The sequence below is a fragment of the Enterobacter kobei genome (assembly GCF_001729765.1).
Lineage (GTDB): Bacteria > Pseudomonadota > Gammaproteobacteria > Enterobacterales > Enterobacteriaceae > Enterobacter > Enterobacter kobei.
This window is the reverse complement of sequence record NZ_CP017181.1, coordinates 1500500-1526178: the sequence shown is the minus strand read 5'-3', so window position 1 is coordinate 1526178 and position 25679 is coordinate 1500500. Positions and strand designations below refer to the sequence as shown.

Genomic DNA, 25679 nt, shown 5'->3' with positions numbered 1-25679 from the left:
TCATCACATCGCCTGGTTATGTATTTGACGCGATGCGGATTCGGGTTCTATTGGTAAGAAGACCGTTGCCCGAAGGCCGTCACCGACATCACGTATGGCGTCTGTCCACGCCATGCGTAGATTTCACTGACACGGTAAAAATGGCATTTACGTGCATGCCTATGCGGCATACGGTTAACGCGGTTTTTTTTCTTCCTTGAATGTTTTCGCAAAAGCGCAGGGGATTGTCAAAGCAAAACATCGATTTTTAGTACAAGATGCCGGATATTCATTACGGAGGGGTATTAATCCTCATTTTACTGACTTATAAACGCGCGATTTTCAGCAGCAGACGTGATAACACTGCGCCAGATCCATCGGGCGTGGCTATTGCATATATCGAAAGCAAAACTCCAGTGCTCTTTTTTTACGGCAACAAATTCCCTACAATCCAGCCCATTGCCTGCCAACAACAATGGGGATCTCATGGGCACGACCAAACACAGTAAGTTGCTAATCCTTGGTTCCGGACCTGCGGGATATACCGCGGCGGTCTATGCTGCACGCGCTAACCTGCAACCGGTACTGATCACCGGTATGGAAAAAGGCGGTCAGCTGACCACCACCACAGAAGTGGAAAACTGGCCAGGCGACCCGAACGACCTGACCGGGCCGCTGCTGATGGAGCGCATGCACGAGCATGCCGCGAAATTCGAAACTGAAATCCTGTTCGACCATATCAACAAGGTCGATCTTCAGAACCGTCCGTTCCGCCTGACGGGTGACAGCGGCGAGTACACCTGTGACGCGCTGATTATTGCCACCGGCGCCTCTGCCCGCTACCTCGGCCTGCCGTCTGAAGAAGCGTTTAAAGGCCGCGGCGTCTCTGCCTGCGCAACCTGCGACGGTTTCTTCTATCGCAATCAGAAAGTCGCGGTTATCGGCGGCGGCAACACCGCCGTGGAAGAAGCGCTCTACCTGGCAAACATCGCCTCTGAAGTGCACCTGATCCACCGTCGTGACACTTTCCGCGCCGAGAAGATCCTGATCAAACGTCTGATGGATAAAGTGGCGAGCGGCAACATCGTGCTGCACACCAATCGCACCCTGGAAGAAGTAACGGGCGATCAGATGGGCGTTGCCGGACTGCGCATTCGTGACACCCAGAACACCGATAACGTCGAAACGCTGGACGTGGCTGGCCTGTTTGTGGCAATCGGTCACAGCCCGAATACCGCTATCTTCGAAGGTCAGCTGGAACTGGAAAACGGCTACATCAAGGTGCAGTCTGGTATTCACGGTAATGCAACTCAAACCAGCGTCCCTGGCGTGTTCGCTGCTGGTGACGTGATGGACCATATTTACCGTCAGGCGATCACCTCTGCGGGCACCGGCTGTATGGCCGCGCTGGACGCAGAACGCTATCTTGATGGACTGGCTGAACAAGGTAAATAATCTTTACAAGTCAGTAACAAACGTAAATAAAGGCGGCCACAGGTCGCCTTTATTTTTGCTCGCGTGTAACATGCAGATGTCTAATTTCTTATAACGTCACCTGCAAAATACGCAATGGAAAAAACCCGTCAACAAGAGTTAACACGCTGGCTGAAACAGCAAAGCGTTATTTCCCGCCGCTGGCTTACGATCTCCCGTGTTCTGGGGTTTGTCAGTGGTCTGTTGATTGTTGCCCAGGCATGGCTGCTGGCCCGCATTCTTAACCACATGATCATGGAGAACATTCCGCGCGAAGCGCTCCTGATGCCTTTTATCGTCCTGGTCCTGATTTTTATCCTGCGCGCATGGGTGGTGTGGCTGCGCGAGCGCGTCGGTTTCCATGCCGGACAGCATATCCGCTACGAGATCCGCCGTCAGGTGCTCGATCGTCTGCAGGAAGCCGGGCCCGCGTGGATCCAGGGTAAACCGGCCGGAAGCTGGGCGACGTTGATCCTTGAACAGATTGACGATATGCACGACTACTACGCACGCTATCTGCCACAGATGGCGCTTGCCGTCTTCGTTCCGCTGCTGATTGTGATCGCCATCTTCCCGGTGAACTGGATGGCTGCGCTGATCCTGATGGGCACCGCGCCGCTGATTCCCCTCTTTATGGCGCTGGTCGGAATGGGTGCTGCGGATGCCAACCGCCGTAACTTCCTGGCACTGGGGCGCTTAAGCGGCCATTTCCTGGACCGTCTTCGCGGCATGGAAACATTGCGCATTTTTGGTCGTGGTGAAGCGGAAACCGAAAACATTCGTCGGGCATCGCAGGACTTCCGTCAGCGCACCATGGAGGTGTTACGCCTGGCATTCCTGTCGTCCGGCGTACTGGAGTTCTTTACCTCGCTGTCTATTGCCCTCGTGGCGGTCTACTTTGGCTTCTCCTATCTGGGCGCGCTGGATTTCGGTCATTACGGCACGGCAGTGACCCTTTCCGCCGGTTTCCTGGCGCTGATCCTGGCCCCGGAATTTTTCCAGCCGCTTCGCGACCTGGGGACGTTCTATCACGCCAAAGCGCAGGCAGTTGGCGCAGCTGACAGCCTGAAAACATTCCTGGAGACGCCGCTGGCGCATCCGGATCGGGGTGACGTGACGCTGAACAGCAAAGAGCCGGTAACCCTCGACGCGAGCGATTTCTGCATCCTCTCGCCGGAAGGGAAAGTGCTGGCAGGCCCGCTGAACTTCACCCTGCCGGCCGGAAAGCGCGTGGTGCTGGTTGGCACCAGCGGTTCCGGGAAAAGTTCTCTGCTGAATGCGTTATCCGGTTTTATGGCCTACACCGGTTCACTGCGGATCAACAAAACCGAACTGCGTCATCTCGATCCTGACGCCTGGCGTCAACAGCTCAGTTGGGTGGGGCAAAACCCGCAACTGCCTGCCTCTACGCTGCGTGAAAACGTTCTGCTGGCGCGCCCGGATGCGCGTGAAGATGAACTGCAATCGGTTCTCGACCGCGCCTGGGTCAGCGAGTTTCTGCCGATGCTCCCGCAAGGTATAGATACCGTGGTCGGCGACCAGTCTGCCGGGCTGTCGGTTGGACAGGCGCAGCGCGTGGCCGTTGCCCGCGCTCTGCTTAACCCGTGCCAGCTGATGCTGCTGGATGAACCCGCAGCCAGTCTGGACGCACACAGTGAGCAGCGCGTCATGGCGGCGCTGAACGCCGCCTCCTTGCAACAAACCACGCTGATGGTTACCCATCAGCTGGAAGGGATTGCTGACTGGGACGAGATCTGGGTGATGGAAAACGGACGTATTGTTGAACAAGGCGATTACGCCTCACTCGTTGCCGCGCAGGGGCCGTTTGCCGCCCTGCTGGCAAACCGTCAGGAGGACATCTGATGCGTGCTCTGCTGCCTTATCTTGCACTCTATAAACGCCATAAATGGATGCTGACGCTGGGGATTGTGCTGGCCATTGTGACGCTGCTCGCCAGTATCGGCCTGCTCACGCTTTCCGGCTGGTTTCTGTCGGCCTCGGCCGTGGCGGGGTTCGCCGGATTATACAGCTTCAACTATATGCTTCCGGCGGCAGGTGTTCGCGGTACAGCCATTACCCGCACGGCCGGACGCTATTTCGAGCGTTTAGTCAGCCACGACGCCACGTTCCGCGTCCTGCAGCATCTGCGTATCTACACCTTCAGCAAACTGCTGCCCCTCTCCCCTGCCGGGCTGGCGCGTTTTCGTCAGGGTGAATTACTGAACCGTGTCGTTGCGGATGTCGATACGCTGGATCACCTTTACCTGCGCGTGATCTCCCCGATCGTGGGCGCGTTTGTGGTGATTGTGGTGGTCACGCTGGGGCTGGCTGTTCTGGATGTTCCCGTTGCGCTAACGCTCGGCGGGATCATGCTGTTAACGCTCATTATTCTGCCGCCGCTGTTTTACCGCGCCGGAAAATCCACGGGGGAAAACCTGACGCGTCTGCGCGGCGATTACCGCCAGCAGCTGACCTCCTGGCTTCAGGGGCAGGCAGAGCTGACCATTTTTGGCGCCAGCAAGCGCTATCGCGCCCGGATGGAAAGTACGGAGCTGAACTGGCACGAAGCCCAGCGCCGTCAGTCTGAACTGACGGCCTTCTCTCAGGCGCTGATGATGTTGATCGGCGGCGTGGCGGTGATTGCCATGCTGTGGCTGGCTTCCGGCGGAGTTGGCGGTAATCCTCAGCCAGGTCCGCTTATTGCCCTCTTCGTTTTCTGCGCACTGGCCGCTTTTGAAGCGCTGGCACCGGTAACGGGCGCTTTCCAGCATCTTGGTCAGGTGATCGCCTCTGCCCTGCGCATCACCCAGATTGCCGAGCAGGAGCCTGAGGTAACGTTCAGCGCAGCGCAGACCGCGGTGCCTGAGCAGGTGACGCTGACGCTTGATGACGTGACCTTCGCCTATGACAAACAGGCGCAGAATGCGCTGGAAGGTATCACTCTGTCAGTTGATGCGGGGCAGCGGATTGCGATCCTTGGCCGCACCGGCTGCGGTAAATCGACGCTGCTACAGTTGTTGACCCGCGCCTGGGATCCGCAGCACGGCCAGATTCGCTTCAATAATACGTTGCTGACAGATTTCAGCGAGCAGGCGCTACGTAAGACCGTCAGCGTCGTTCCACAGCGTGTGCATCTGTTTAGCGCCACCCTGCGCGATAACCTGTTACTGGCCGCGCCGGAGGCTTCGGACGACGCGCTTCGCGCCACGCTGGAACAGGTCGGGCTGCAAAAACTGCTTGAGGACGACGGGCTGAACAGCTGGCTGGGTGAAGGTGGTCGTCAGCTCTCCGGTGGAGAACTGCGTCGTCTGGCGATTGCGCGTGCGCTGCTGCATGATGCACCGCTGATGCTGCTCGACGAACCGACTGAAGGACTGGATGCGACGACTGAGAGTCAAATCCTTGATTTACTGGCGAATGTGATGGCAGGGAAAACCGTGCTGATGGTCACACACCGCCTGCGTGGACTGGCAAGTTTTGATCGGATAATTGTAATGGACAACGGACACATTATTGAGCAAGGTAGTCACGCAGAGCTGTTGACGAAACAGGGTCGCTACTACCAGTTTAAACAGCGTCTGTAGACTATATTTGTAGCGTCCTCACTCGCGTACTGGAGTTTTGCTGTCATGCGCCTGGTCCAGCTTTCTCGTCATAACATTGCGTTCCCGTCGCCGGAGGGAGCGCTACGTGAGCCCAATGGGCTGCTGGCCCTGGGTGGGGACCTCAGCCCTGCACGGCTCTTGATGGCTTACCAGCGCGGCATCTTCCCGTGGTTTTCGCCCGGCGACCCGATTTTATGGTGGTCACCCGATCCGCGCGCCGTGCTGTGGCCAGCGCAGTTTCACCTCAGCCGCAGCATGAAGCGTTTCCATGCCAAATCTCCATACCGCGTCACGCTCAACCACGCGTTTGGTCAGGTCATTGAAGGCTGTGCGCAAGACCGCCATGAAGGGACGTGGATAACCCGCGATATTATTACCGCCTACCACCAGCTTCATGAGCTTGGCTACGCTCACTCCATCGAAGTATGGGAAGACGGCATACTCGTCGGCGGCATGTACGGCGTGGCGCAAGGGACGCTGTTTTGCGGCGAGTCGATGTTCTCTCGCGCGGTGAATGCCTCGAAAACTGCGCTGCTCATTTTCTGCCAGGAATTCGCGCAACGCGGCGGAAACCTGATCGATTGTCAGGTCCTCAATGAGCATACGGCCTCCCTCGGCGCCGTTGAGATCCCGCGACGCCAGTACATCGAACATCTGGATGCCAGCCGCCAGCAGAAGCTCCCGCGCGACTTCTGGATACCGAGAACGCTCTTTATGCCCAATGCCTAAATGTTTTCCGCATATTTTTTGTGAGGGTGTTATAATTATGCCGCAGAGTAGCTTCTGCCTGTTGCCCCGCCGCCGTTTGGGACCTTCGCTTCAGATAACGTCCTGACGTTTATCCTGTTGTATCCCCTTTACGAATGCGCTTTCCGTTCGGTTGTACCGTGACGCTTGGGCAATGCGCCGAAACTGTTTTGCTGCGTTTTAAACGCGCAATTCTTTACTTAATTGATGAATTTCGGCATTATCTTGCCGGTTCAAAACTTGGTAGTGATACCCCAGAGGATTAGATGGCCAAAGAAGACAATATTGAAATGCAGGGTACCGTACTTGATACGTTGCCTAACACCATGTTTCGCGTAGAGCTGGAAAACGGTCACGTGGTAACTGCGCACATCTCCGGTAAAATGCGCAAAAACTATATCCGCATTTTAACGGGCGACAAAGTGACTGTTGAACTGACCCCGTACGACCTGAGCAAAGGCCGCATTGTCTTCCGTAGTCGCTAATTGTTTTCGCCTGTAATGGCAGATGAATATTTAAAAGGTCGGGATCATCCCGGCCTTTTTTATTTATGGCTCTAGTGTTGCTGTACCGGAAGATGTATTGTCATCCACGGCTGTACAGTAGTGATTAAATCCACCGCCATAGAATGAACCATATCATGCAGTAATCCCGTCAGGTGCGGCAACATATCGCGGTCAAAATGCGATACCAGCAGCACATGGTTTAATGCCCGGCAGTAGTCGCATTTCGTTTCTGTATCTTCCAGCAGCCACTCTTTTTGTCGCGGTTCTTCCGCTTCGTGCTCAAATTCCACCACCTGAAAGTCACGCATTGATTCTGTGAGGCCGATTTTCATTTCTTCCAGGTATGCACCAAGGCAACGGCACACGGGCTGCGTCTGCGGGAGTGATTTGCAGTCGAGGAGGATTTCGGTGAGTAGTTTGCAGCGCTCAGCAAGGGTTGGAAGATCGGGATTGAGGGAGAGTTCGGTGTAGAGTTGGGTGAAGCCATTAATATCAGTCATATGTGATCCTTTATGCACGCAAGATTGTCTGTGCACACGCTTTCAGGACGCCAATCCCGACACCTGATTTTGCAGGTGCGCCGCCATTTTATTACTGTGGATTCATCCAGCAACAGACATCGAAAGAAATTGGAAAGCGCCTCGCAAAATTCCTCTGCTGCCTGTTGCCCTCACCCCGGCCCTCTCCCACAGGGAGAGGGAGCAAACAATAAAAAACGGCAACCGAAGTTGCCGTTTTGCTTTTACCTTACTACTCAGTGAGCCGCTTCCGGCTTGTGCTTCGCCGCACTCTGGAAGTCGTACGTCAGCTCGTTCTTCGCCTGATCCAGCGCCACGGTCACCTGACCGCCGTCTACCAGCGAGCCAAACAGTAGCTCGTTCGCCAGCGGTTTCTTCAGGTTGTCCTGAATCACACGCGCCATCGGACGGGCACCCATCGCACGGTCGTAGCCTTTCTCAGCCAGCCAGTTGCGGGCCTCCTGACTCACTTCCAGCGATACGCCTTTCTGGTCCAGCTGTACCTGCAACTCGACGATGAACTTATCCACCACCTGATGGATCACCTCGGTAGACAGGTGATCGAACCAGATAATGTTGTCCAGACGGTTACGGAACTCCGGCGTGAAGATCTTTTTGATCTCTTCCATCGCATCGGTACTGTTGTCCTGATGGATCAGGCCGATGGATTTACGCTCGGTTTCACGCACACCGGCGTTGGTGGTCATCACCAGCACCACGTTGCGGAAGTCCGCCTTGCGCCCGTTGTTGTCGGTCAGCGTCCCGTTGTCCATCACCTGCAGCAGGATGTTGAACACATCCGGGTGCGCTTTCTCGATTTCATCGAGCAGCAGTACCGCGTGCGGATGCTTGATCACCGCGTCGGTGAGCAGGCCGCCCTGGTCGAAGCCCACGTAGCCCGGAGGCGCACCAATCAGGCGGCTGACGGTGTGGCGCTCCATGTACTCGGACATATCAAAGCGCAGCAGCTCAATGCCCAGCGCTTTGGAAAGCTGGACCGTCACCTCGGTTTTCCCGACGCCGGTTGGGCCAGCGAACAGGAAGGACCCGACAGGCTTGTGCTCATGCCCCAGCCCGGCGCGGGCCATCTTGATCGCTTCGGTTAAGGCCTCAATGGCTTTATCCTGACCAAAGACCAGCATTTTCAGGCGATTGCCGAGGGTGCGCAGCGTGTCGCGGTCACTCTGAGAGACGCTCTTCTCAGGAATACGTGCGATACGGGCCACCACGGACTCAATGTCCGCCACGTTAACCGTTTTCTTACGCTTGCTGGCCGGCATCAGGCGCGCTCGCGCCCCTGCCTCATCAATCACGTCAATCGCCTTATCCGGCAGATGACGATCGTTGATGTATTTCACCGCCAGCTCCACCGCCGCACGGACCGCTTTCGCGGTGTAACGCACGTCGTGGTGCGCTTCATACTTCGGCTTCAGACCGTTGATGATCTGCACCGTTTCCTCAACGGACGGTTCGGTCACGTCAATTTTCTGGAAGCGGCGCGCCAGCGCACGGTCTTTTTCGAAGATGTTGCTGAACTCCTGGTAGGTAGTGGAGCCAATCACGCGGATCTTGCCGCTGGAGAGCAGCGGTTTGATCAGGTTAGCGGCATCCACCTGGCCACCGGACGCCGCACCTGCGCCGATGATGGTGTGGATCTCATCGATAAACAGAATGCTGTTGGTGTCCTGCTCCAGCTGTTTTAACAGCGCCTTGAAGCGTTTTTCAAAATCGCCGCGGTATTTGGTGCCCGCCAGCAGCGAGCCAATATCCAGCGAGTAGATGGTGCAATCGGCAATCACTTCCGGCACGTCGCCCTGCACAATGCGCCAGGCCAGACCTTCCGCAATCGCGGTTTTCCCCACGCCTGACTCACCCACCAGCAGCGGGTTGTTTTTGCGGCGACGGCACAGCACCTGGATCGCGCGCTCCAGCTCTTTATCGCGACCAATCAGCGGGTCGATACCGCCAACGCGAGCAAGCTGGTTAAGATTGGTGGTGAAGTTTTCCATACGATCCTCCCCGCCTGCTTGCTCTTCATTGTTATTGACCTGATTGCTGGAATCCGATGCCTGGTTAGGCTCGTCTTTGCGCGTTCCGTGAGAAATAAAGTTCACCACGTCGAGTCGGCTGACTTCGTGTTTGCGCAGCAGGTAGGCCGCCTGTGACTCCTGCTCGCTGAAGATGGCGACCAGGACGTTTGCGCCAGTCACTTCGCTACGTCCGGAAGACTGGACGTGGAATACCGCGCGCTGCAGCACGCGCTGGAAGCTGAGCGTCGGCTGCGTGTCGCGCTCCTCTTCACTGGCTGGCAGCACCGGTGTGGTTTGTTCGATGAAGGCTTCGAGTTCCTGACGTAGCGCCACCAGATCCACGGAGCAGGCTTCCAGCGCTTCGCGGGCAGATGGGTTGCTAAGCAGTGCGAGCAGTAAATGCTCGACGGTCATAAACTCATGTCGGTGCTCACGCGCTCTGGCGAAAGCCATGTTTAAACTGAGTTCCAGTTCTTGATTGAGCATAGGCACCTCCCCCAATTTTATGCCTTATCAGGCCTTTTCCAGCGTACACAGCAACGGATGCTCGTTCTCCCTCGCATAGTCGTTCACCATCGCCACTTTGGTTTCCGCCACTTCTGCCGTAAAGATGCCGCAGATGGCTTTGCCTCGATAATGAACGGTAAGCATCAGTTGCGTTGCACGTTCTACATCATAAGAAAAGAACTTTTGTAGCACGTCAATAACAAATTCCATCGGCGTGTAATCATCGTTCATTAACATAACTTTATACATAGATGGCGGTTTTAGCGCGTCACGCACTTTATCTTCCGCCAGCTGGTCAAAATCCAGCCAGTCGTTGGTCTTACCCATTTTGCATAACCACTTTGAATCTACCTCAGATGTTAGATAACAATCATCTATTACTGTCATCCGCGATGTCTGTCACAAACCGTTGCAATAGCGTTAACTGCTTCAAACTTTGGTTGATTATTGTCCCATCTCCAGCGCCAAACGCTTGACGACGTCTTTCGTTTCTCTAAATTGTACAAGCGTGAGATGGCGAGGTTTTGAACAGCCCCCACTCCACCACCGGTTCATTCCATCTTAACTTATAAGATTTACGAAGGATGTCGAAGCATGGAAATGGGTACTGTTAAGTGGTTCAACAACGCCAAAGGGTTTGGCTTCATCTGCCCCGAAGGCGGCGGCGAGGATATCTTCGCTCACTATTCCACCATTCAGATGGATGGTTACAGAACGCTCAAAGGCGGGCAGTCCGTCCGGTTCGATGTACACCAGGGACCAAAAGGCAATCATGCAAGCCTTATCGTACCCATTGAAGCAGAGACGGTTGCATAGCGCTCTGTTTTATTGTGTACATCCCGCAGTCAAAATGCCAGCCCGATCGGCTGGCATTTTTATTTTCGGGTTATTCCCGAGCCAGCGCATCCACCGGATCCAGCCGCGCCGCGTTGCGGGCGGGGAGCCAGCCAAACAAAATGCCGGTAAAGGTCGAACATAAAAATGCGGTAATAATGGCGACCGGCGAGAAACCAATCTCCCACCCGGGTAAAAAGAGCTGGAGCGCGAACGCAATCATCATCGAGAGCGCAATCCCCATCGCCCCGCCGACCAGGCACACCAGCACAGCCTCAATCAGAAACTGTTGCAGTACATCACTGGCACTGGCCCCGACCGCCATGCGGATGCCAATCTCCCGGGTACGTTCCGTGACCGACACCAGCATGATATTCATCACCCCGATGCCGCCGACGACCAGCGAGATCACCGCCACCAGCGTGAGGAACAGCTGAAGAGTACGTGTGGTCTTTTCCGCCGTTTTCAAGAGGCCGTCCATGTTCCAGGTGAAGAAATCCTTCTTCCCGTGGCGCAACGTAAGCAACCGCTCAAGCTGCTGTTCGGCCAGCGCGCTGTCGTAGCCCTCCTTCACACGCACGGTGATGGAGTTGAGCCATGACTGCCCCATGATCCGCCCGGAAATCGTGGTGTAGGGCAACCAGACGCGCAGGATCTTGCTGCTGCCAAACATCGACTGTTTCTCTTCCGCCACACCAATGACCGTGGCAGGCATGTTGCCGACCAGGATCACTTCACCGACCACACTGGCTTTATTAGGGAAGAGTTGCCTGCGCGAGTTCGCATCCAGCACCACCACCTGCGCCCTGCCCGCCAGCTGTTCGGCATTAAAGGTCGCCCCTTCGCTGAAGGTCATGCCGTAGACGTTGAAGTAGTCCCCGCTGACGCCGTTGGCGCTGGCGGCAACGTCAACATTCCCTACCCGCAGACGCAGGTTTTGCGAAACGGCTGGCGTGGCGGAGTTTACCCACGGCTGCTTCTGAATCGCTGCCAGATCGTCATACTTTAGCGCCTGCTGATACTGCGGTTCGTCGTCGCCAAAGTCCTTGCCGGGATAGACATCAATGGTATTGGTACCGATGGCGCGAATATCGGCCAGCACCAGCTGCTTGGCGGCGTCGCCCACCACCACAATCGAGACCACCGAAGCAATACCGATGATAATCCCGAGCATGGTCAGCAGGGTGCGCATTTTGTTGGCCGCCATCGCCAGCCAGGCCATGTTCAGCGCTTCACGAAAGCCGCTGGAAAATTGTCCCCAGCCGGTTGAGGCCGGCAGAGCTTCTTTCGGGGCTGCCGCTCTGGACGCACGCGGCGGCGGGTTGCTGACCAGCTCGCCGTCGTGGATCTCAATAATGCGTTCCGCCTGCGCCGCCACCTGCGGATCGTGGGTAACGATGATCACCGTGTGCCCCTGATCGCGAAGCTGGTGGAGGATCGCCATCACCTCTTCACCGGAATGGCTGTCGAGCGCCCCGGTGGGTTCATCCGCGAGGATCACCTGCCCGCCATTCATCAGCGCGCGGGCAATACTCACGCGCTGCTGCTGGCCACCGGACAGCTGCGACGGCTGGTACTCCACGCGTTCAGCCAGCCCGAGACGCGTTAACAGCGTCTTCGCACGCTCAAGACGTTTCTTCCGCTCCACGCCTGCATAGACGGCTGGCACCTCGACGTTTTGCGCCGCGTTCAGGTGTGAGAGCAGGTGGTAACGCTGGAAGATAAAACCAAAATGTTCCCGGCGCAGCTTCGCCAGCGCGTCGCCGTCGAGCGTGGAGACATCCGTCCCGGCCACGCGATAGGTCCCGCTGGTGGGTTTATCCAGGCAGCCGAGAATGTTCATCAGCGTCGATTTACCGGAGCCTGACGCGCCGACAATCGCCACCATCTCGCCCGCTTCCACGCGCAGGGAGATACCTTTCAGCACCTCCACCGGACCGTCGCCCGACGGATAGCTGCGACGGATATCCTTCAGCTCAAGCAGCGCGGTCATTTCGCGGCTCCGGGCAGGCTTTCACTGACAACCACCTCCTCACCCTCTTCCAGCCCTTTCACCACCACCACATCGGTATCATTACGCGCGCCAATCACCACTTCGCGATCGCGCGTCTCGCCGTTGCGCAGCACTTTCACTTTATAGCGATTGTCCCCGGCGGATTCGCCCAGCGCGGAGAGCGGAATGGTGAGCACGTTCTTCACGCCGGTCAGCTGGATATGCACCTGGGCAGTCATATCCAGACGCAGCACGCCCTGTGGGTTTGGCACTTCAAAACGGGCGTAGTAAAAGATAGCGTCGTTAACCTTTTCCGGCGTCGGCAGAATGTCTTTCAGCACGCCTTCATAGCGCGTCTGCGGGTCGCCAAGCACGGTAAACCAGGCATTCTGCCCAGGTTTCAGATGGATAACATCCGCCTCGGAAACCTGCGCTTTGACCAGCATAGTGCTCATATCCGCCAGCGTCAGAATGTTAGGCGCCTGCTGGGCGGCAATTACCGTCTGCCCCTGCAGCGTGGTGATCTGGGTGACTTCACCGGCCATCGGCGCAACGATTTGCGTGTAGTCGAGGTTGGTTTTCGCCGTGTCCAGCGAGGCCTGATTACGTTTGATTTGTGCGTCGATGGTGCCAATCTGCGCCTGCTTGACCGCCAGCTCCGTCGTGGCAGTATCTAAATCCTGCTTCGAAATGGCCTGGGTTTTTGCCAGCGCCTGCTGACGGGTCAGCGTGACCTGGGCCAGATTACGTTCAGCCAGCGCCTGAGCACGCTGGGCGCGCAGCTCCATCAGCGTGGCTTCCACCTCGCGGATCTGGTTCTCGGCCTGTTCAGGATCGATAACACCCAGCAACTGGCCTTTTTTTACCTTATCACCGATCTCTACCGACAGCGTTTTCAGCTGGCCGCTGACCTGAGCGCCAACGTCAACCTTGCGCAATGCATCAAGCTTACCCGTCGCCAGGACGTTTTGCTGCAGTTCGCCGGGGCGAACGATCAGTGTCCGGTACTGCGGCACCGGTGCGTTAAGCACCTGCCATAACCAGAATCCACCGACTAAAATCACGACCGCCAGCAGCAGAAATAGCGTTCTGCGTTTTCCCTTGAGGTTCATAAATATTCCAAATAAATGTTCTGGCAATAATAAATGTTGATTCTATCTAAACGACTCCTTAACGAAACCCCTGTTCTCCGAAATCGTCCTAATTTGTTGACGAGATGTTGATATTCCTCTTGTTGAAATAGTGATATTCCAAAAGATTCAGGATTTATCATGTCTTCCATCGTCGATACGCCTTATTCCCCCCTGACGCAGCCTGCCTCCGGCTGGCAGCTTTTCAAAAACCTGGCTTTGGGTAAGCTTACCCCAGGACTGGCATGGCAGAATCCGGCTTATCGGCGCAAGTTCGTGTTACGGTCGCTTGCGGCTCCCGTCACCACCTCTCGCCTGTTGACGCGCCTGGCAAAACAGCCGCGTCTGATGCAGATATTACAAGCTCAGCCGGGGCTGCCCTGCCGGATGCACCGCCCGTGGCTGACGGTGAACATGGAACGTCAGCACGCGCTGGAGTCTCTTAACTGGCACTATCAGATCATGAGCCGCCAGCTTCCGGCGACGCTGCTGCAGGGCTATCTTTCGAAGCAGGGTGCCACGCTGCTGACCTTAACCGGTAAAGATGAACAGCACTTTACCGTTCGCCTGTGTGCTGATGCGTTTATGGATAAAGAGGGAGAAGCCACCCTCGTCTTCTGCGACGATCAAAATACAGTCCTGGCGGAGATAACCTTCACGCTCTGCCCTTTTGCCGGAAAATCGACGCTGTTCATTGGCGGTTTGCAGGGCGCAAAAGCGCATGTTCCCCATGAGCGGATCCAGAAAGCGACGAAGGCCTGCCATGGGCTGTTCCCGAAACGTCTGCTGGTTGAAACCGCCATGACGCTCGGCGCCGCTTTCCCGGTCGAACAGATTGTTGCCGTCAGTAACGACACCCATATTTATCGCAGCTGGCGCTACCGCAAGAAAAAAGAGGGAAAACTGCTGGCTGATTATGACAGCTTCTGGCTCTCCCTCGGCGGTGAAAAGCAGGATAGCGGTAACTTTATGCTGCCGCTTGTCATGCCGCGTAAACCGATGGAAGAGATCGCGAGCAAAAAACGTTCCGAATATCGCCGTCGCTACGAACTGCTGGACAGCCTGATTCAGCAGGTGAATCAGGCGACCCGAGGTTAATCCGCCCTCCCGCGTGCCAGCCACAGCACGCGGGAGAACATCTTCCTCAGCAGAGTGGGCACCGCCTCCACGCCCCGCCTTCCCGCTTCCGTCGCCACTTCAATGGCGAGATCCGGTTTTGACGAACGGTGTATCGCTTTGGCGATCACGCGGCGCATGTTCATCGGAACATCGACCGGCACCATCGCAATGCGGTGGAACACATCGTCAAACCCCTGACGATACATAAAGTGCTCCATGTCCATCGCGGGGAGCATGGTTAAATGGTCGCGCTCTTCTTCCCGTTCATTATTCAGCAGGCTACGCACGGTCGAGGCATACTTTTTACCCGCCTCGTCACCGTCCACCAGCACATGCCATTCAATACCCATCCGGCGGGCAAATTTTATCAGCGGTTTTAATCCCGACTGGGCAAATTCGATCACCTTAATGCCTTCCGCATCAAAATGGTGCCCACACTGACGCGCCAGTTCGTTGATGACCCAGGTCTCCGTTTCCCCTTCCACCAGCAGCCAACAGCGGGCAAAAAGTGACGACGCGCGATTAAAACGAATATGAAACGCGATGCGCCGCCCGTCTTCGGCATTTAAACCGCCAGGCCCGAGACGGTACGCGGAGACCCGCGAAGACTCGCGCACCAGACGGCAGATATGCTCAACCGGCGTCATGGATAATAGCTCACCAGAATTGGTGGTCGTAATACGCTGGAGCGGCAGCAAATTCAGCAGATGCCACGCCACCGAGAGCATGATGGGGTGAAGCCGCGTTTCAGGATCTTCCACCAGCAGCAACGGGCGGGCATCCCGGTCAAGACGCACGGTGCCTTTAGCCTGCAAAAGTGTTGAAAACAGCCCCAGAAGAATCACCCGATGGGTACGACCGCCGGGCCGGTCGATCATCCGGTTGATGATGTCGAGATAGCGCCAGCTGCGTTGTTCATCATGAGAGCGACGGCGCATCAGCCTGTGGCGCGACTCCGATGTCCCCTGCTCGGAAAAATAGTGCTCCAGCAGTTGTACCATCGCGGACAACCCCTGGCGAATCTGACCATCGGTCAGGTTTTGCGGACGCGACACCAGCTCACGCGCCAGAAAATCCAGCTCGCGGGCGGTGACTTCCACCTCCGGCATATTCGGTACCGTGCCGTTACGGATACGCCGCATAAAGCGCGCATCACGCAACCGCAATACCGGCGTCAGGCGGGTCAGGTGGCGAGCCAAATCGTCGATGTTGTCCAGTGGGATCGGGTTGGCTTTTTCATCAAGAAACTCGCGCAGGGTCAGGACCCCTTCGTTTTCCGCCATCTCGCCTTCCAGGCGATAGAAAATCCGGTGGAAATCATCGTCACAGGGCACCCAACAGGGTGACAGCGGGCGGAAGCGACGCACGCGGTGACGGCCTGGCTCGGATTCACGGAACGTCAGGATAATATGCAGGTGCTTCTCGCGTCCCGTCACGTCCCCGGGCGGGAACCAGAAATCGTCGTGGACAAAGTGATACAGATCGTCTTCGGGGGATAGCAGTAACGTCAGCGCATCGAGCAGGCTGGACTTACCCCACGCGTTCTCGCCGATCAGGACGTTGTTCTGCTCAAGCTGCAGCAACAGGCGGTTAATACCGCGAAACCCGACAATTTCCACACGTTCGAGAAGCATAAATCCCCCGCGAAATGAACACTTTTTCCTTTAAGTTATCAGCAGTATAGCGGGAGGAATCTTGTCACGACAGCATAACATTCACCCTGACAAGAATTGGTCTATGCTCTATTTACCGCTCATTTGAACAAGGAATGACATCACATTGCCTTAAATCAAATTTATCGAATTTATTTAAGTGGCGAAGGGATGTTGTTGGTTTCTAAAATACGGGCTCTTTGAGTCGTCATCCCTTTATGGCGATATATCCCGCCCGCGGGAAAGCGCGCGGAAATTATTTGAGGTGGTTATGTTTAGAAAATTGGCTGCAGAATGTTTTGGTACATTCTGGCTGGTATTTGGTGGCTGCGGTAGCGCCGTTCTGGCAGCAGCGTTCCCGGAATTAGGCATTGGTTTTGTCGGCGTCGCGCTGGCGTTTGGCTTAACCGTATTAACCATGGCCTTCGCCGTGGGGCATATTTCCGGTGGTCATTTTAACCCGGCTGTGACGTTAGGTTTATGGGCGGGCGGTCGTTTTCCTGCTAAAGACGTCATTGGCTACATCGTGGCGCAGGTGGTGGGCGGTATTATTGCGGCTGGCGTTCTGTACGTTATTGCCAGCGGTAAGGCCGGCTTTGACGCGGCCGCCAGCGGCTTCGCCTCAAACGGCTTTGGCGAGCACTCGCCGGGCGGTTACTCCATGCTGTCTGCCATCGTGATTGAAATTGTGCTGACCGCGGGCTTCCTGCTGGTGATCCACGGCGCCACCGACAAACACGCGCCTGCTGGCTTTGCCCCGATTGCTATTGGTCTGGCGCTGACGCTTATCCACCTGATTTCAATTCCGGTCACCAACACCTCCGTTAACCCGGCACGCAGTACCGCCGTCGCCATCTTCCAGGGCGGCTGGGCGCTTGAGCAGCTGTGGCTGTTCTGGGTGATGCCAATTATCGGCGGTATTCTGGGCGGCGTGCTGTATCGTACCCTGCTGGAAAAACGCGATTAATCTTTCCCTCCCTCTCCCCGTGGGAGAGGGCCGGGGTGAGGGCAACAGGCCGCACATACAAGCCGGGTAAGGCGTAGCCGCCACCCGGCTTTCTTTTGCCGCTTTACTGAATAGCCTTTATTGGGTAGTGTCTCTGGCGCTCAACAGACACTCAAAAGGACCGGCTGTTCATGTTTTCAGGACTCCTCATTATTCTGCTGCCCCTGATTGCGGGCTACCTTATTCCGCTGCGTCAGGAATCCGCATTACGGCTTATCAACCGTTTTCTCAGCGGGATTGTTTACCTCATTCTTTTCTTTATGGGGATCAGCCTGGCCTTCCTGGATAACCTGTCCGCGAATTTACTCTCCATTTTGCATTATTCAGCCGTCACGGTTACGGTTATTTTGCTGTGCAATATTGCCGCACTGCTGTGGCTGGAACGCACCATTCCCTGGAAAAACCATCACCTCCAGGAAAAGCTGCCCTCCCGTATTGCGATGGCACTTGAGTCATTAAAACTCTGCGGCGTCGTGGTGCTCGGTTTTCTTCTGGGTCTCACCGGATGGGCATTTTTACGGCACGCGACAGAAGCCAGTGAATATACCCTGATCTTCCTGCTGTTCCTGATTGGTATCCAGCTGCGAAATAACGGCATGACCCTGAAACAGATTGTCCTCAACCGTCGGGGAATGATTATTGCCGTAATGGTTGTCGCCAGCTCAATGGTGGCGGGTGTGATTAATGCTTTTATTCTCGATCTGCCGCTGAAAACCGGCCTGGCAATGGCCTCCGGATTTGGCTGGTACTCCCTTTCCGGTATTCTGCTGACTGAATCATTCGGTCCGGTGATCGGCAGCGCCGCCTTCTTTAACGATCTGGCGCGTGAGCTGATTGCCATTATGCTGATCCCGGGGCTGGTTCGCCGCAGTCGCTCTACCGCACTGGGTCTGTGCGGCGCGACCTCGATGGACTTTACCCTGCCGGTACTTCAGCGCTCAGGCGGGCTGGAAATGGTGCCCGCGGCCATCGTGCACGGCTTTATTTTGAGTTTACTGGTTCCCATTCTGATGGCGTTCTTCTCTGCCTGATACTTCTTTGGCGGTAGGGTGCCTGCCGCCAAAATTGCGCTAAATCAATCTCCCTCTATTTTGTAGCAGAAAGCGCTTTTCACCGTTCTGGCACAGGCATAACCTTAAACATGTATATCAAATATAACTTTAACAGGTGTGATTATGTTTTGTGTGCAATGTGAACAAACCATCCGTACCCCGGCAGGCAATGGCTGCTCTTACGCGCAGGGTATGTGCGGCAAAACCGCAGAAACATCAGACCTGCAGGACCTGCTGATTGCTGCCCTGCAAGGCCTTTCCGCATGGGCATTCAAAGCCCGCGAATACGGCATCGTCGACCACTACGTCGACAGCTTCGCGCCGCGCGCATTCTTTTCTACGCTGACCAACGTTAACTTTGATTCCCCTCGTATCGTCGGCTATGCCCGTGAAGCTATCGCCCTGCGTGAAGCGCTGAAAGCGCAGTGCCTGAACGCTGATGCTAACGCTCGCGTGGACAACCCGATGTCAGAACTCCAGCTGGCGAGTGATGACCTGGGCGACCTCCAGCGTCAGGCGGCAGACTTTACCCCGAATAAAGACAAAGCGGCGATTGGCGAGAACATTCTCGGCCTGCGCCTGCTGTGCCTGTACGGTCTGAAAGGCGCAGCGGCGTATATGGAGCACGCGCACGTTCTCGGTCAGTACGACAACGATATCTACGCGCAGTACCACAAAATCATGGCGTGGCTGGGTACCTGGCCTGCCGATATGAACGCCCTGCTTGAGTGCTCAATGGAAATCGGCCAGATGAACTTCCGCGTGATGAGCATTCTGGATGCCGGTGAAACCAGTACCTACGGCCACCCGACGCCAACGCAGGTCAACGTGAAGGCGACCGAGGGTAAATGTATCCTGATCTCCGGTCATGACCTGAAAGATCTCTACAACCTGCTGAAGCAGACTGAAGGCACTGGCGTCAACGTTTATACCCACGGCGAAATGCTGCCTGCGCACGGCTACCCGGAGCTGCGTAAATTCAAACATCTGATCGGTAACTACGGCAGCGGCTGGCAGAACCAGCAGGTGGAGTTCGCCCGCTTCCCTGGCCCTATCGTGATGACCTCTAACTGCATCATCGACCCTACCGTGGGCGCGTATGACGACCGCATCTGGACCCGCAGCATCGTCGGCTGGCCGGGCGTGAGCCACCTCGAAGGCGACGATTTCGGTCCGGTTATTGCCCAGGCGCAGCAGATGGCGGGCTTCCCGTACAGCGAAATTCCGCATCTGATCACCGTCGGCTTTGGCCGTGAAACCCTGCTCGGCGCCGCAGATTCGCTGATCGATCTCGTCAGCCGTGAAAAGCTGCGCCACATCTTCCTCGTCGGCGGCTGCGACGGCGCGCGCGGTGAGCGTAACTACTTCACCGATTTCGCCACCAGCGTACCGGACGATTGCCTGATCCTGACCCTGGCGTGCGGTAAATACCGTTTCAACAAGCTGGACTTCGGCAATATCGAAGGTCTGCCGCGCCTGATCGATGCGGGCCAGTGTAACGATGCTTACTCGGCCATTATTCTGGCGGTTACCCTGGCGGAGAAACTGGGCTGTGGCGTGAACGACCTGCCGCTGTCGCTGGTGCTTTCGTGGTTTGAGCAGAAAGCGATCGTCATCCTGCTGACCCTGCTCTCTCTGGGCGTGACCAACATCGTGACCGGCCCGACCGCGCCAGGCTTCCTGACGCCGGACCTGCTGGCCGTGCTGAACGAAAAATTCGGCCTGCGCTCCGTCACCAACGTTGAAGATGATATGAAGCAGCTGCTGAGCGCGTAAGGAGTTATTCATGACCATGCCAACCTCACAATGTCCGTGGAGGATGCAGGTTCATCACATCCACCAGGAGACGCCGGATGTGTGGACGCTCTCACTGATTTGCCACGATTACTATCCGTACCGTGCCGGTCAGTATGCGCTGGTCAGTGTCCGCCATTCGGCGGACACCCTGCGTGCCTACACGATCTCCTCAACGCCGGGCGTGAGCGAATACATCACGCTTACCATTCGCCGTATTGATGACGGTGCCGGCTCGCAGTGGCTGACCCGTGACGTGAAGCGCGGAGACTATATCTGGCTGTCAGACGCCCAGGGCGATTTCACCTGTGACGACAAGGCGGAAGATAAATTCCTGCTGCTGGCGGCGGGCTGTGGCGTCACGCCGATTATGTCCATGCGCCGCTGGCTGGCGAAAAACCGTCCGCAGGCCGACGTGCAGGTGATCTTTAGCGTTCGCTCTCCGGAAGATGTCATTTTTGCCGAGGAGTGGCGTAATTATCCGGTAACACTGGTGGCAGAACACAATGCGGTCCACGGTTTTGTGCCCGGCCGTCTGAGCCGCGAGCTGCTGCAAAGCGTGCCGGATATTGCGCACCGTACCGTGATGACCTGCGGCCCGGCGCCTTACATGGATATCGTCGAGAAAGAAGTGAAGGCGCTTGGCGTGACCCGCTTCTTCAAGGAGCAATTCTTCACGCCGGTAGCGGAGGCGGCAACCAGCGGGATTCAGTTTACTAAGCTACAGCCTGCGCAGACCTTCTTTGGCCGCGTGGGAACGACTTTGCTGGAGGCACTCGAAAGCAATAAGGTACCGGTAGTGGCCGCCTGCCGTGCGGGCGTATGCGGTTGCTGTAAGACGAAAGTGGTTTCAGGTGAGTACACTGTCACCAGTACCATGACGCTCTCCGACGCGGAAATTGCCGAAGGTTACGTGCTGGCGTGCTCATGCCATCCGCAGGGGGATCTGGTCCTCGCATAATCTGATGCGGTGCCCCCGTTTTTGCCGGGTGGCACTGCGTTTACCCGGCCTACCTTGTAGGGGCTGGATCGTCGTAGGCCCGGTAAGCGCTAGCGCCACCGGGCTTATAATCAGGCGGCACAGTGTTTGTGCCGAACTACATATGGTTGCTGCGTGTACGGCAGTGAACTATTGATAGATGGCGTCGTTGTATTCCGCGACTTTATAAGCTGCCTGTATTGCACTAAGCGCATCTGTGACAAGGTAAGGAGTTCAGATTGTTTTCTAAGCTGCCTGTACGGCAGTGAACGTACTGAACAGACGGAAACACAGTGTCGGACTTTTCTAAGCTGCCTGTACGGCAATGAAATCTGTTTTCGCGCCTCCGTGCAGGAGGTTTTCTTTCTAAGCTGCCTGTACGGCAGTGAACACAAACGATGTCCTTGAGGCTCGGATTAAAGATTTCTAAGCTGCCTGTACGGCAGTGAACTGAGAGTTTCGATACTCCGGACTATCGTGATTTTTCTAAGCTGCCTGTACGGCAGTGCACGATCGCGTTCATATTTGCAACATGCCTGAAGATTTCTAAGCTGCCTGTACGGCAGTGCACAGTTTTAACACCATCCCGTCCTCCGGGATTCTTTTCTAAGCTGCCTGTACGGCAGTGAACGTTTTTGTTGAGCCGGTGCAGCTCATAGCGACTTTCTAAGCTGCCTGTACGGCAGTGAACAGTTGAAATGGCTGATCGTAACCCGAAGTGTAGTTTCTAAGCTGCCTGTACGGCAGTGAACCCATTCGTTCTCATGGATCAGAAGGGTTTCCTTTTCTAAGCTGCCTGTACGGCAGTGAACGACGCTATCTGCGGGTTGAACACGAACGTGCACTTTCTAAGCTGCCTGTACGGCAGTGAACTCACGTTTTGATATGGCCCCGTTGAAATGACTTTTCTAAGCTGCCTGTACGGCAGTGAACTACAACTACCCTCGCATCAATCAGTTAGTGCATTTCTAAGCTGCCTGTACGGCAGTGAACTCGTTCCCTTTTCTCGTGCATAACCAACCATCATTTCTAAGCTGCCTGTACGGCAGTGAACTCAGGCGTTGTGAGAGTGAACCCACTGCCAACTTTCTAAGCTGCCTGTACGGCAGTGAACGTCGAGTCTTGATTACGTGGCGGATTTTTGCATTTCTAAGCTGCCTGTACAGCAGTGAACGGCGCAGCTGACGGGTAACGCAGTGTCGGAACATTTCTAAGCTGCCTGTACGGCAGTGAACTGGAACAATCTACACCTATCACGTTGTCAGATAAAGAAATAACCTAAAAAATCGTCTCGATCCCTTTTTTCTTCACATACATTTCAGCACAATAAAATCAATAAGTTAAAAACAGCCAATAAAAAAGGGTCTATAGACCCCTTCCTTCATACCAGAGCACAAACCTCAACGCCACGCCGGTGCTTTCCCCAGCGCAAACCGCCCTGCCCCTAAAAATGCCACCGCCAGCGAGCCAATAAAGAAGTACACCAGGCTTTCAATCGCCCATGCCCCAACCTTATCGAGGGCGAGCGTTTCACCCATTCCTACCATAAGCCATGCCACAATCATCGTAAACGCCAGCATCAGCGCGGCCGGGCGCGTAAAGAGCCCGACAATAATCAACATCGGTGCCACCACTTCGCCAATCAACACGCCATAAGCGATAAACCCCGGCAACCCTTTTTCCACCAGCATGCCGCTGATAAAGCCCACGCCGCCGAATAACTTGTGCAAACCGTGAAAGAGCATCAACCCACCGACGGCAAGTCGTAACAAGAGTTTGCCAAGATCGTCGCACGATAGCTTTTCATTAACAGCAATTAACAATGATTTAACCATTTGAAATGATTCCTGTTTTCACCTGAGTCAGCACCAGATTATGCCGAATTATCGCGCAAGGAAACCCTGTTAATTGAGGGGTATTGAGCAGGCAATACAGCGACTTTCTTCTAAGCTTGTAAGCGATATCACAAAAAGGAGAAGGACACCCATGAAACAAACCGTGGCTGCATATATAGCGAAAACCCTGGAACAGGCTGGCGTGAAACGTATCTGGGGCGTAACCGGCGATTCCCTGAACGGACTGAGCGACAGCCTTAACAAAATGAAAACCATTGAATGGATGCCGACCCGCCATGAAGAGGTCGCCGCATTTGCCGCGGGAGCCGAAGCGCAGCTCACCGGTGAACTGGCCGTGTGTGCAGGCTCGTGCGGGCCAGGTAACCTGCATCTGATCAACGGTCTGTTTGACTGCCACCGTAACCACGTGCCGGTGCTGGCGATTGCCGCCCATATCCCCTCTTCCGAAATCGGTAGCGGCTATTTTCAGGAGACGCATCCGCAGGAGCTGTTCCGTGAATGCAGCCACTATTGCGAACTGGTTTCATCCCCGGAGCAGATCCCGCAGGTTCTGGCTATCGCCATGCGCAAGGCGGTGCTGAACCGCGGCGTGTCGGTGGTCGTTATCCCGGGTGATGTGGCCCTCAAGTCCGCACCAGAAGGGGCCAGCACCCACTGGTATCACGCCCCGCAGCCTGTGGTGACGCCTGCGGAAGAAGAGCTGAAAAAGCTGGCGCAGCTGCTGCGTTACTCCAGCAATATTGCCCTGATGTGCGGTAGCGGCTGCGCGGGCGCGCACAAGGAGCTACTTGAATTCGCGGGTAAGCTAAAAGCCCCCATTGTTCACGCCCTGCGCGGCAAAGAGCACGTCGAGTACGACAACCCCTACGATGTGGGAATGACCGGGCTGATCGGTTTCTCCAGCGGGTTCCACACCATGATGAACGCCGACACGCTGATTTTACTCGGTACCCAGTTCCCTTACCGCGCGTTTTACCCGACGGATGCCAAAATCATTCAGATCGATATCAATCCGGCCAGCATCGGCGCGCACAGCAAGGTGGATATGGCGCTGGTAGGCGATATCAAATCCACCCTGGCCGCCCTGCTGCCGCTGCTCGAGGAGAAAACGGATCGCGCGTTTCTTGATAAAGCCCTCAGTGACTACCGCGATGCCCGTAAGGGGCTGGACGATCTCGCCAAACCGAGCGACAAAGCCATCCACCCGCAGTACCTGGCACAGCAGATCAGCCATTTCGCTGACGACGACGCCATTTTTACCTGCGACGTCGGCACGCCAACCGTCTGGGCAGCACGCTACCTGAAGATGAACGGCAAACGCCGCCTGCTGGGTTCGTTCAACCACGGCTCGATGGCCAACGCCATGCCGCAGGCGCTGGGCGCAAAAGCGACGGCACCGGAACGTCAGGTGGTGGCCATGTGCGGCGACGGCGGGTTTAGCATGCTCATGGGGGATTTCCTCTCCGTGGTACAGATGAAGCTGCCGCTCAAAATCGTGGTCTTCAACAACAGCGTACTGGGCTTTGTGGCGATGGAGATGAAGGCCGGTGGTTATCTGACGGACGGTACCGAACTGCATGACACCAACTTCGCGCGCATTGCCGAGGCGTGCGGCATCACCGGTATTCGCGTGGAAAAAGCGTCTGACGTGGATGAAGCCCTGCAGCGCGCCTTTTCTATCGACGGTCCGGTGCTGGTGGATGTGGTAGTCGCCAAAGAAGAGCTGGCTATTCCACCGCAAATCAAGCTGGAACAGGCGAAAGGTTTTAGCCTCTATATGCTGCGCGCCATCATCAGCGGCCGAGGTGATGAAGTGATCGAACTGGCAAAAACCAACTGGCTCAGGTAAAACATTTCACGTGACCTCTTAAAATAAAGGGATGTGAAATGATTGATTTGCGTAGTGATACCGTTACCCGCCCGAGCCGTGCCATGCTCGAAGAGATGATGGCCGCCCCGGTCGGGGACGACGTCTACGGCGATGACCCGACGGTCAACGCGTTACAGCGCTATGCGGCAGAGCTGAGTGGCAAGGAGGCCGCGCTGTTCCTGCCGACCGGCACGCAGGCGAACCTCGTGGCGCTGCTCAGCCACTGCGAGCGCGGCGAAGAGTATATTGTCGGCCAGGGCGCGCATAACTATCTCTACGAAGCCGGCGGTGCGGCGGTGCTTGGCAGCATCCAGCCGCAGCCGATTGACGCCGCGCCGGACGGTACACTCCCGCTCGATAAGGTCGCGGCAAAAATCAAAGCCGACGATATTCATTTCGCCCGCACGAAACTGCTCAGTCTGGAAAATACCCACAACGGTAAAGTGCTGCCGCGCGAGTACCTGAAAGCGGCATGGGACTTCACCCGCGAGCGCAAGCTCGGCCTGCACGTTGACGGTGCGCGCATTTTTAACGCCGTAGTGGCGTACGGCTGCGAGCTGAAAGAGATTACGCAATATTGCGACTCGTTCACCATTTGCCTCTCCAAAGGGCTGGGTACGCCGGTGGGTTCCCTGCTGGTCGGCAATGCGGATTACATCAAGCGCGCCAACCGCTGGCGTAAGATGACCGGCGGCGGCATGCGCCAGGCCGGTATTCTGGCGGCAGCGGGTCTGTATGCTCTCAAAAATAACGTGGCGCGCCTGAAAGACGATCACGATAACGCCGCATGGATGGCCACACAGCTGCGCGAGATCGGTGCGGACGTGATGCGCCACGACACCAACATGCTGTTCATTCGCGTGGGCGACGAACATGCCGCTGCGCTGGGCGAATTTATGAAAGCGCGCGGCGTGCTGATCAACGCCTCTCCAGTGGTGCGTCTGGTCATGCACCTCGACGTGAACCGCGAACAGCTGGCAGAGGTGGTGAAACACTGGCAGGCGTTTTTACAGCGCTAAGGAGCCTCAC

Annotated in this window: 20 protein-coding genes and 1 CRISPR repeat array; of the genes, 13 read left to right on the top strand and 7 right to left on the bottom strand. The window is 56.1% G+C overall.

Translation table 11 applies throughout. The features are described from left to right. The first annotated feature begins 465 nt into the window (after positions 1-465). The 5 genes from trxB to infA all read left to right on the top strand — a co-directional run bounded on the left by trxB (position 466) and on the right by infA (position 6289). Complete coding sequence (gene trxB / locus BFV64_RS07235) at positions 466-1434, top strand: thioredoxin-disulfide reductase (RefSeq protein ID WP_023332535.1); 969 nt, start codon at positions 466-468, stop codon at positions 1432-1434. A gap of 114 nt (positions 1435-1548) precedes the next feature. Next, complete coding sequence (gene cydD / locus BFV64_RS07230) at positions 1549-3315, top strand: heme ABC transporter permease/ATP-binding protein CydD (protein WP_023332534.1); 1767 nt, start codon at positions 1549-1551, stop codon at positions 3313-3315. Continuing rightward, positions 3315-5036: a heme ABC transporter ATP-binding protein/permease CydC gene (cydC, locus tag BFV64_RS07225; protein WP_045281067.1), complete on the top strand. Its 1722-nt coding sequence runs from the start codon at positions 3315-3317 to the stop codon at positions 5034-5036. The genes cydD and cydC overlap by 1 nt, the downstream gene beginning before the upstream one ends. A gap of 45 nt (positions 5037-5081) precedes the next feature. Then, positions 5082-5786 carry a leucyl/phenylalanyl-tRNA--protein transferase gene (gene aat / locus BFV64_RS07220; protein WP_014883199.1) on the top strand — a complete coding sequence of 235 codons (705 nt, stop codon included), beginning with the start codon at positions 5082-5084 and terminating at the stop codon, positions 5784-5786. A gap of 284 nt (positions 5787-6070) precedes the next feature. Continuing rightward, complete coding sequence (gene infA, locus BFV64_RS07215; RefSeq protein ID WP_002211347.1) at positions 6071-6289, top strand: translation initiation factor IF-1; 219 nt, start codon at positions 6071-6073, stop codon at positions 6287-6289. Between the two features lie 71 nt (positions 6290-6360). Here the strand turns inward: infA and BFV64_RS07210 are convergent, their stop codons facing one another. From BFV64_RS07210 to clpS, 3 genes are all read right to left on the bottom strand, one after another. Then, positions 6361-6810: a hypothetical protein gene (locus tag BFV64_RS07210; RefSeq protein WP_069601857.1), complete on the bottom strand. Its 450-nt coding sequence runs from the start codon at positions 6808-6810 to the stop codon at positions 6361-6363. Positions 6811-7064: 254 nt separating this feature from the next. Continuing rightward, entirely contained in the window at positions 7065-9344 is a 2280-nt protein-coding gene (clpA, locus tag BFV64_RS07205) for an ATP-dependent Clp protease ATP-binding subunit ClpA (RefSeq protein ID WP_014831269.1), read from the bottom strand. A gap of 27 nt (positions 9345-9371) precedes the next feature. Beyond that, a complete protein-coding gene (gene clpS / locus BFV64_RS07200) occupies positions 9372-9692 on the bottom strand; it encodes an ATP-dependent Clp protease adapter ClpS (RefSeq protein ID WP_006174393.1) in 321 nt (106 codons plus the stop codon). 267 nt (positions 9693-9959) lie between these two features. Between clpS and cspD the strand changes: the two genes are divergently transcribed. Beyond that, positions 9960-10181, top strand: a complete 222-nt coding sequence (gene cspD, locus BFV64_RS07195; protein ID WP_069601856.1) for a cold shock-like protein CspD — start codon at positions 9960-9962, stop codon at positions 10179-10181. A 70-nt stretch (positions 10182-10251) separates the two neighbouring features. Here the strand turns inward: cspD and macB are convergent, their stop codons facing one another. Both macB and macA read right to left on the bottom strand, forming a co-directional pair. Further along, positions 10252-12192 carry a macrolide ABC transporter ATP-binding protein/permease MacB gene (gene macB, locus BFV64_RS07190; protein ID WP_069601855.1) on the bottom strand — a complete coding sequence of 647 codons (1941 nt, stop codon included), beginning with the start codon at positions 12190-12192 and terminating at the stop codon, positions 10252-10254. After that, positions 12189-13304 (bottom strand): macrolide transporter subunit MacA, encoded by a 1116-nt coding sequence (macA, locus tag BFV64_RS07185; protein ID WP_014883196.1) that lies wholly within the window; start codon positions 13302-13304, stop codon positions 12189-12191. Before macA ends, macB begins: the two co-directional genes overlap by 4 nt. A 159-nt stretch (positions 13305-13463) precedes the next feature. Here macA and BFV64_RS07180 point away from each other — a divergent pair, with 159 nt between their 5' ends. Beyond that, a complete protein-coding gene (locus BFV64_RS07180) occupies positions 13464-14420 on the top strand; it encodes a VirK/YbjX family protein (RefSeq protein WP_023332528.1) in 957 nt (318 codons plus the stop codon). Here BFV64_RS07180 and BFV64_RS07175 read toward each other — a convergent pair. Further along, positions 14417-16075 (bottom strand): ATP-dependent endonuclease, encoded by a 1659-nt coding sequence (locus BFV64_RS07175; RefSeq protein WP_069601854.1) that lies wholly within the window; start codon positions 16073-16075, stop codon positions 14417-14419. The two genes, BFV64_RS07180 and BFV64_RS07175, sit on opposite strands and share 4 nt — an antisense overlap. A 289-nt stretch (positions 16076-16364) precedes the next feature. Between BFV64_RS07175 and aqpZ the strand changes: the two genes are divergently transcribed. The 4 genes from aqpZ (at position 16365) to hcr (ending at position 20906) form a co-directional block, all read left to right on the top strand. Beyond that, positions 16365-17060, top strand: a complete 696-nt coding sequence (gene aqpZ / locus BFV64_RS07170; RefSeq protein WP_014883193.1) for an aquaporin Z — start codon at positions 16365-16367, stop codon at positions 17058-17060. 170 nt (positions 17061-17230) lie between these two features. Beyond that, on the top strand, positions 17231-18130 hold the full coding sequence (locus BFV64_RS07165; protein WP_023332526.1) for a LysO family transporter: 900 nt from the start codon (positions 17231-17233) through the stop codon (positions 18128-18130). Positions 18131-18274: 144 nt separating this feature from the next. After that, a complete protein-coding gene (hcp, locus tag BFV64_RS07160) occupies positions 18275-19927 on the top strand; it encodes a hydroxylamine reductase (RefSeq protein WP_014883191.1) in 1653 nt (550 codons plus the stop codon). A gap of 10 nt (positions 19928-19937) precedes the next feature. Continuing rightward, complete coding sequence (gene hcr / locus BFV64_RS07155; RefSeq protein WP_023337002.1) at positions 19938-20906, top strand: NADH oxidoreductase; 969 nt, start codon at positions 19938-19940, stop codon at positions 20904-20906. Positions 20907-21167: 261 nt separating this feature from the next. After that, a CRISPR array of direct repeats spans positions 21168-22159; the repeat unit is 28 nt; unit sequence TTTCTAAGCTGCCTGTACGGCAGTGAAC. Between the two features lie 165 nt (positions 22160-22324). On the opposite strand, the gene BFV64_RS07150 is transcribed toward hcr, so the two are convergent. Beyond that, positions 22325-22759 carry a DoxX family protein gene (locus BFV64_RS07150; protein WP_023332524.1) on the bottom strand — a complete coding sequence of 145 codons (435 nt, stop codon included), beginning with the start codon at positions 22757-22759 and terminating at the stop codon, positions 22325-22327. 151 nt (positions 22760-22910) lie between these two features. Between BFV64_RS07150 and poxB the strand changes: the two genes are divergently transcribed. Both poxB and ltaE read left to right on the top strand, forming a co-directional pair. Then, the gene (poxB, locus tag BFV64_RS07145; protein WP_023332523.1) at positions 22911-24629 is read left to right on the top strand and encodes a ubiquinone-dependent pyruvate dehydrogenase; all 1719 of its coding nucleotides are present in this window, start codon (positions 22911-22913) and stop codon (positions 24627-24629) included. 38 nt (positions 24630-24667) lie between these two features. Further along, a complete protein-coding gene (ltaE, locus tag BFV64_RS07140; RefSeq protein ID WP_045268543.1) occupies positions 24668-25669 on the top strand; it encodes a low-specificity L-threonine aldolase in 1002 nt (333 codons plus the stop codon). Positions 25670-25679: the final 10 nt, after the last annotated feature.

Coding starts and splice junctions, on each gene's coding strand:
- BFV64_RS07150 (WP_023332524.1), bottom strand. CDS start 22,759: ATGGTTAAATCATTGTTAATTGCTGTTAATGAAAAGCTATCGTGCGAC.
- trxB (WP_023332535.1), top strand. CDS start 466: ATGGGCACGACCAAACACAGTAAGTTGCTAATCCTTGGTTCCGGACCT.
- infA (WP_002211347.1), top strand. CDS start 6,071: ATGGCCAAAGAAGACAATATTGAAATGCAGGGTACCGTACTTGATACG.
- macA (WP_014883196.1), bottom strand. CDS start 13,304: ATGAACCTCAAGGGAAAACGCAGAACGCTATTTCTGCTGCTGGCGGTC.
- macB (WP_069601855.1), bottom strand. CDS start 12,192: ATGACCGCGCTGCTTGAGCTGAAGGATATCCGTCGCAGCTATCCGTCG.
- aqpZ (WP_014883193.1), top strand. CDS start 16,365: ATGTTTAGAAAATTGGCTGCAGAATGTTTTGGTACATTCTGGCTGGTA.
- cydD (WP_023332534.1), top strand. CDS start 1,549: ATGGAAAAAACCCGTCAACAAGAGTTAACACGCTGGCTGAAACAGCAA.
- clpA (WP_014831269.1), bottom strand. CDS start 9,344: ATGCTCAATCAAGAACTGGAACTCAGTTTAAACATGGCTTTCGCCAGA.
- hcp (WP_014883191.1), top strand. CDS start 18,275: ATGTTTTGTGTGCAATGTGAACAAACCATCCGTACCCCGGCAGGCAAT.
- BFV64_RS07175 (WP_069601854.1), bottom strand. CDS start 16,075: ATGCTTCTCGAACGTGTGGAAATTGTCGGGTTTCGCGGTATTAACCGC.
- ltaE (WP_045268543.1), top strand. CDS start 24,668: ATGATTGATTTGCGTAGTGATACCGTTACCCGCCCGAGCCGTGCCATG.
- poxB (WP_023332523.1), top strand. CDS start 22,911: ATGAAACAAACCGTGGCTGCATATATAGCGAAAACCCTGGAACAGGCT.
- clpS (WP_006174393.1), bottom strand. CDS start 9,692: ATGGGTAAGACCAACGACTGGCTGGATTTTGACCAGCTGGCGGAAGAT.
- hcr (WP_023337002.1), top strand. CDS start 19,938: ATGACCATGCCAACCTCACAATGTCCGTGGAGGATGCAGGTTCATCAC.
- BFV64_RS07180 (WP_023332528.1), top strand. CDS start 13,464: ATGTCTTCCATCGTCGATACGCCTTATTCCCCCCTGACGCAGCCTGCC.
- cspD (WP_069601856.1), top strand. CDS start 9,960: ATGGAAATGGGTACTGTTAAGTGGTTCAACAACGCCAAAGGGTTTGGC.
- cydC (WP_045281067.1), top strand. CDS start 3,315: ATGCGTGCTCTGCTGCCTTATCTTGCACTCTATAAACGCCATAAATGG.
- BFV64_RS07165 (WP_023332526.1), top strand. CDS start 17,231: ATGTTTTCAGGACTCCTCATTATTCTGCTGCCCCTGATTGCGGGCTAC.
- aat (WP_014883199.1), top strand. CDS start 5,082: ATGCGCCTGGTCCAGCTTTCTCGTCATAACATTGCGTTCCCGTCGCCG.
- BFV64_RS07210 (WP_069601857.1), bottom strand. CDS start 6,810: ATGACTGATATTAATGGCTTCACCCAACTCTACACCGAACTCTCCCTC.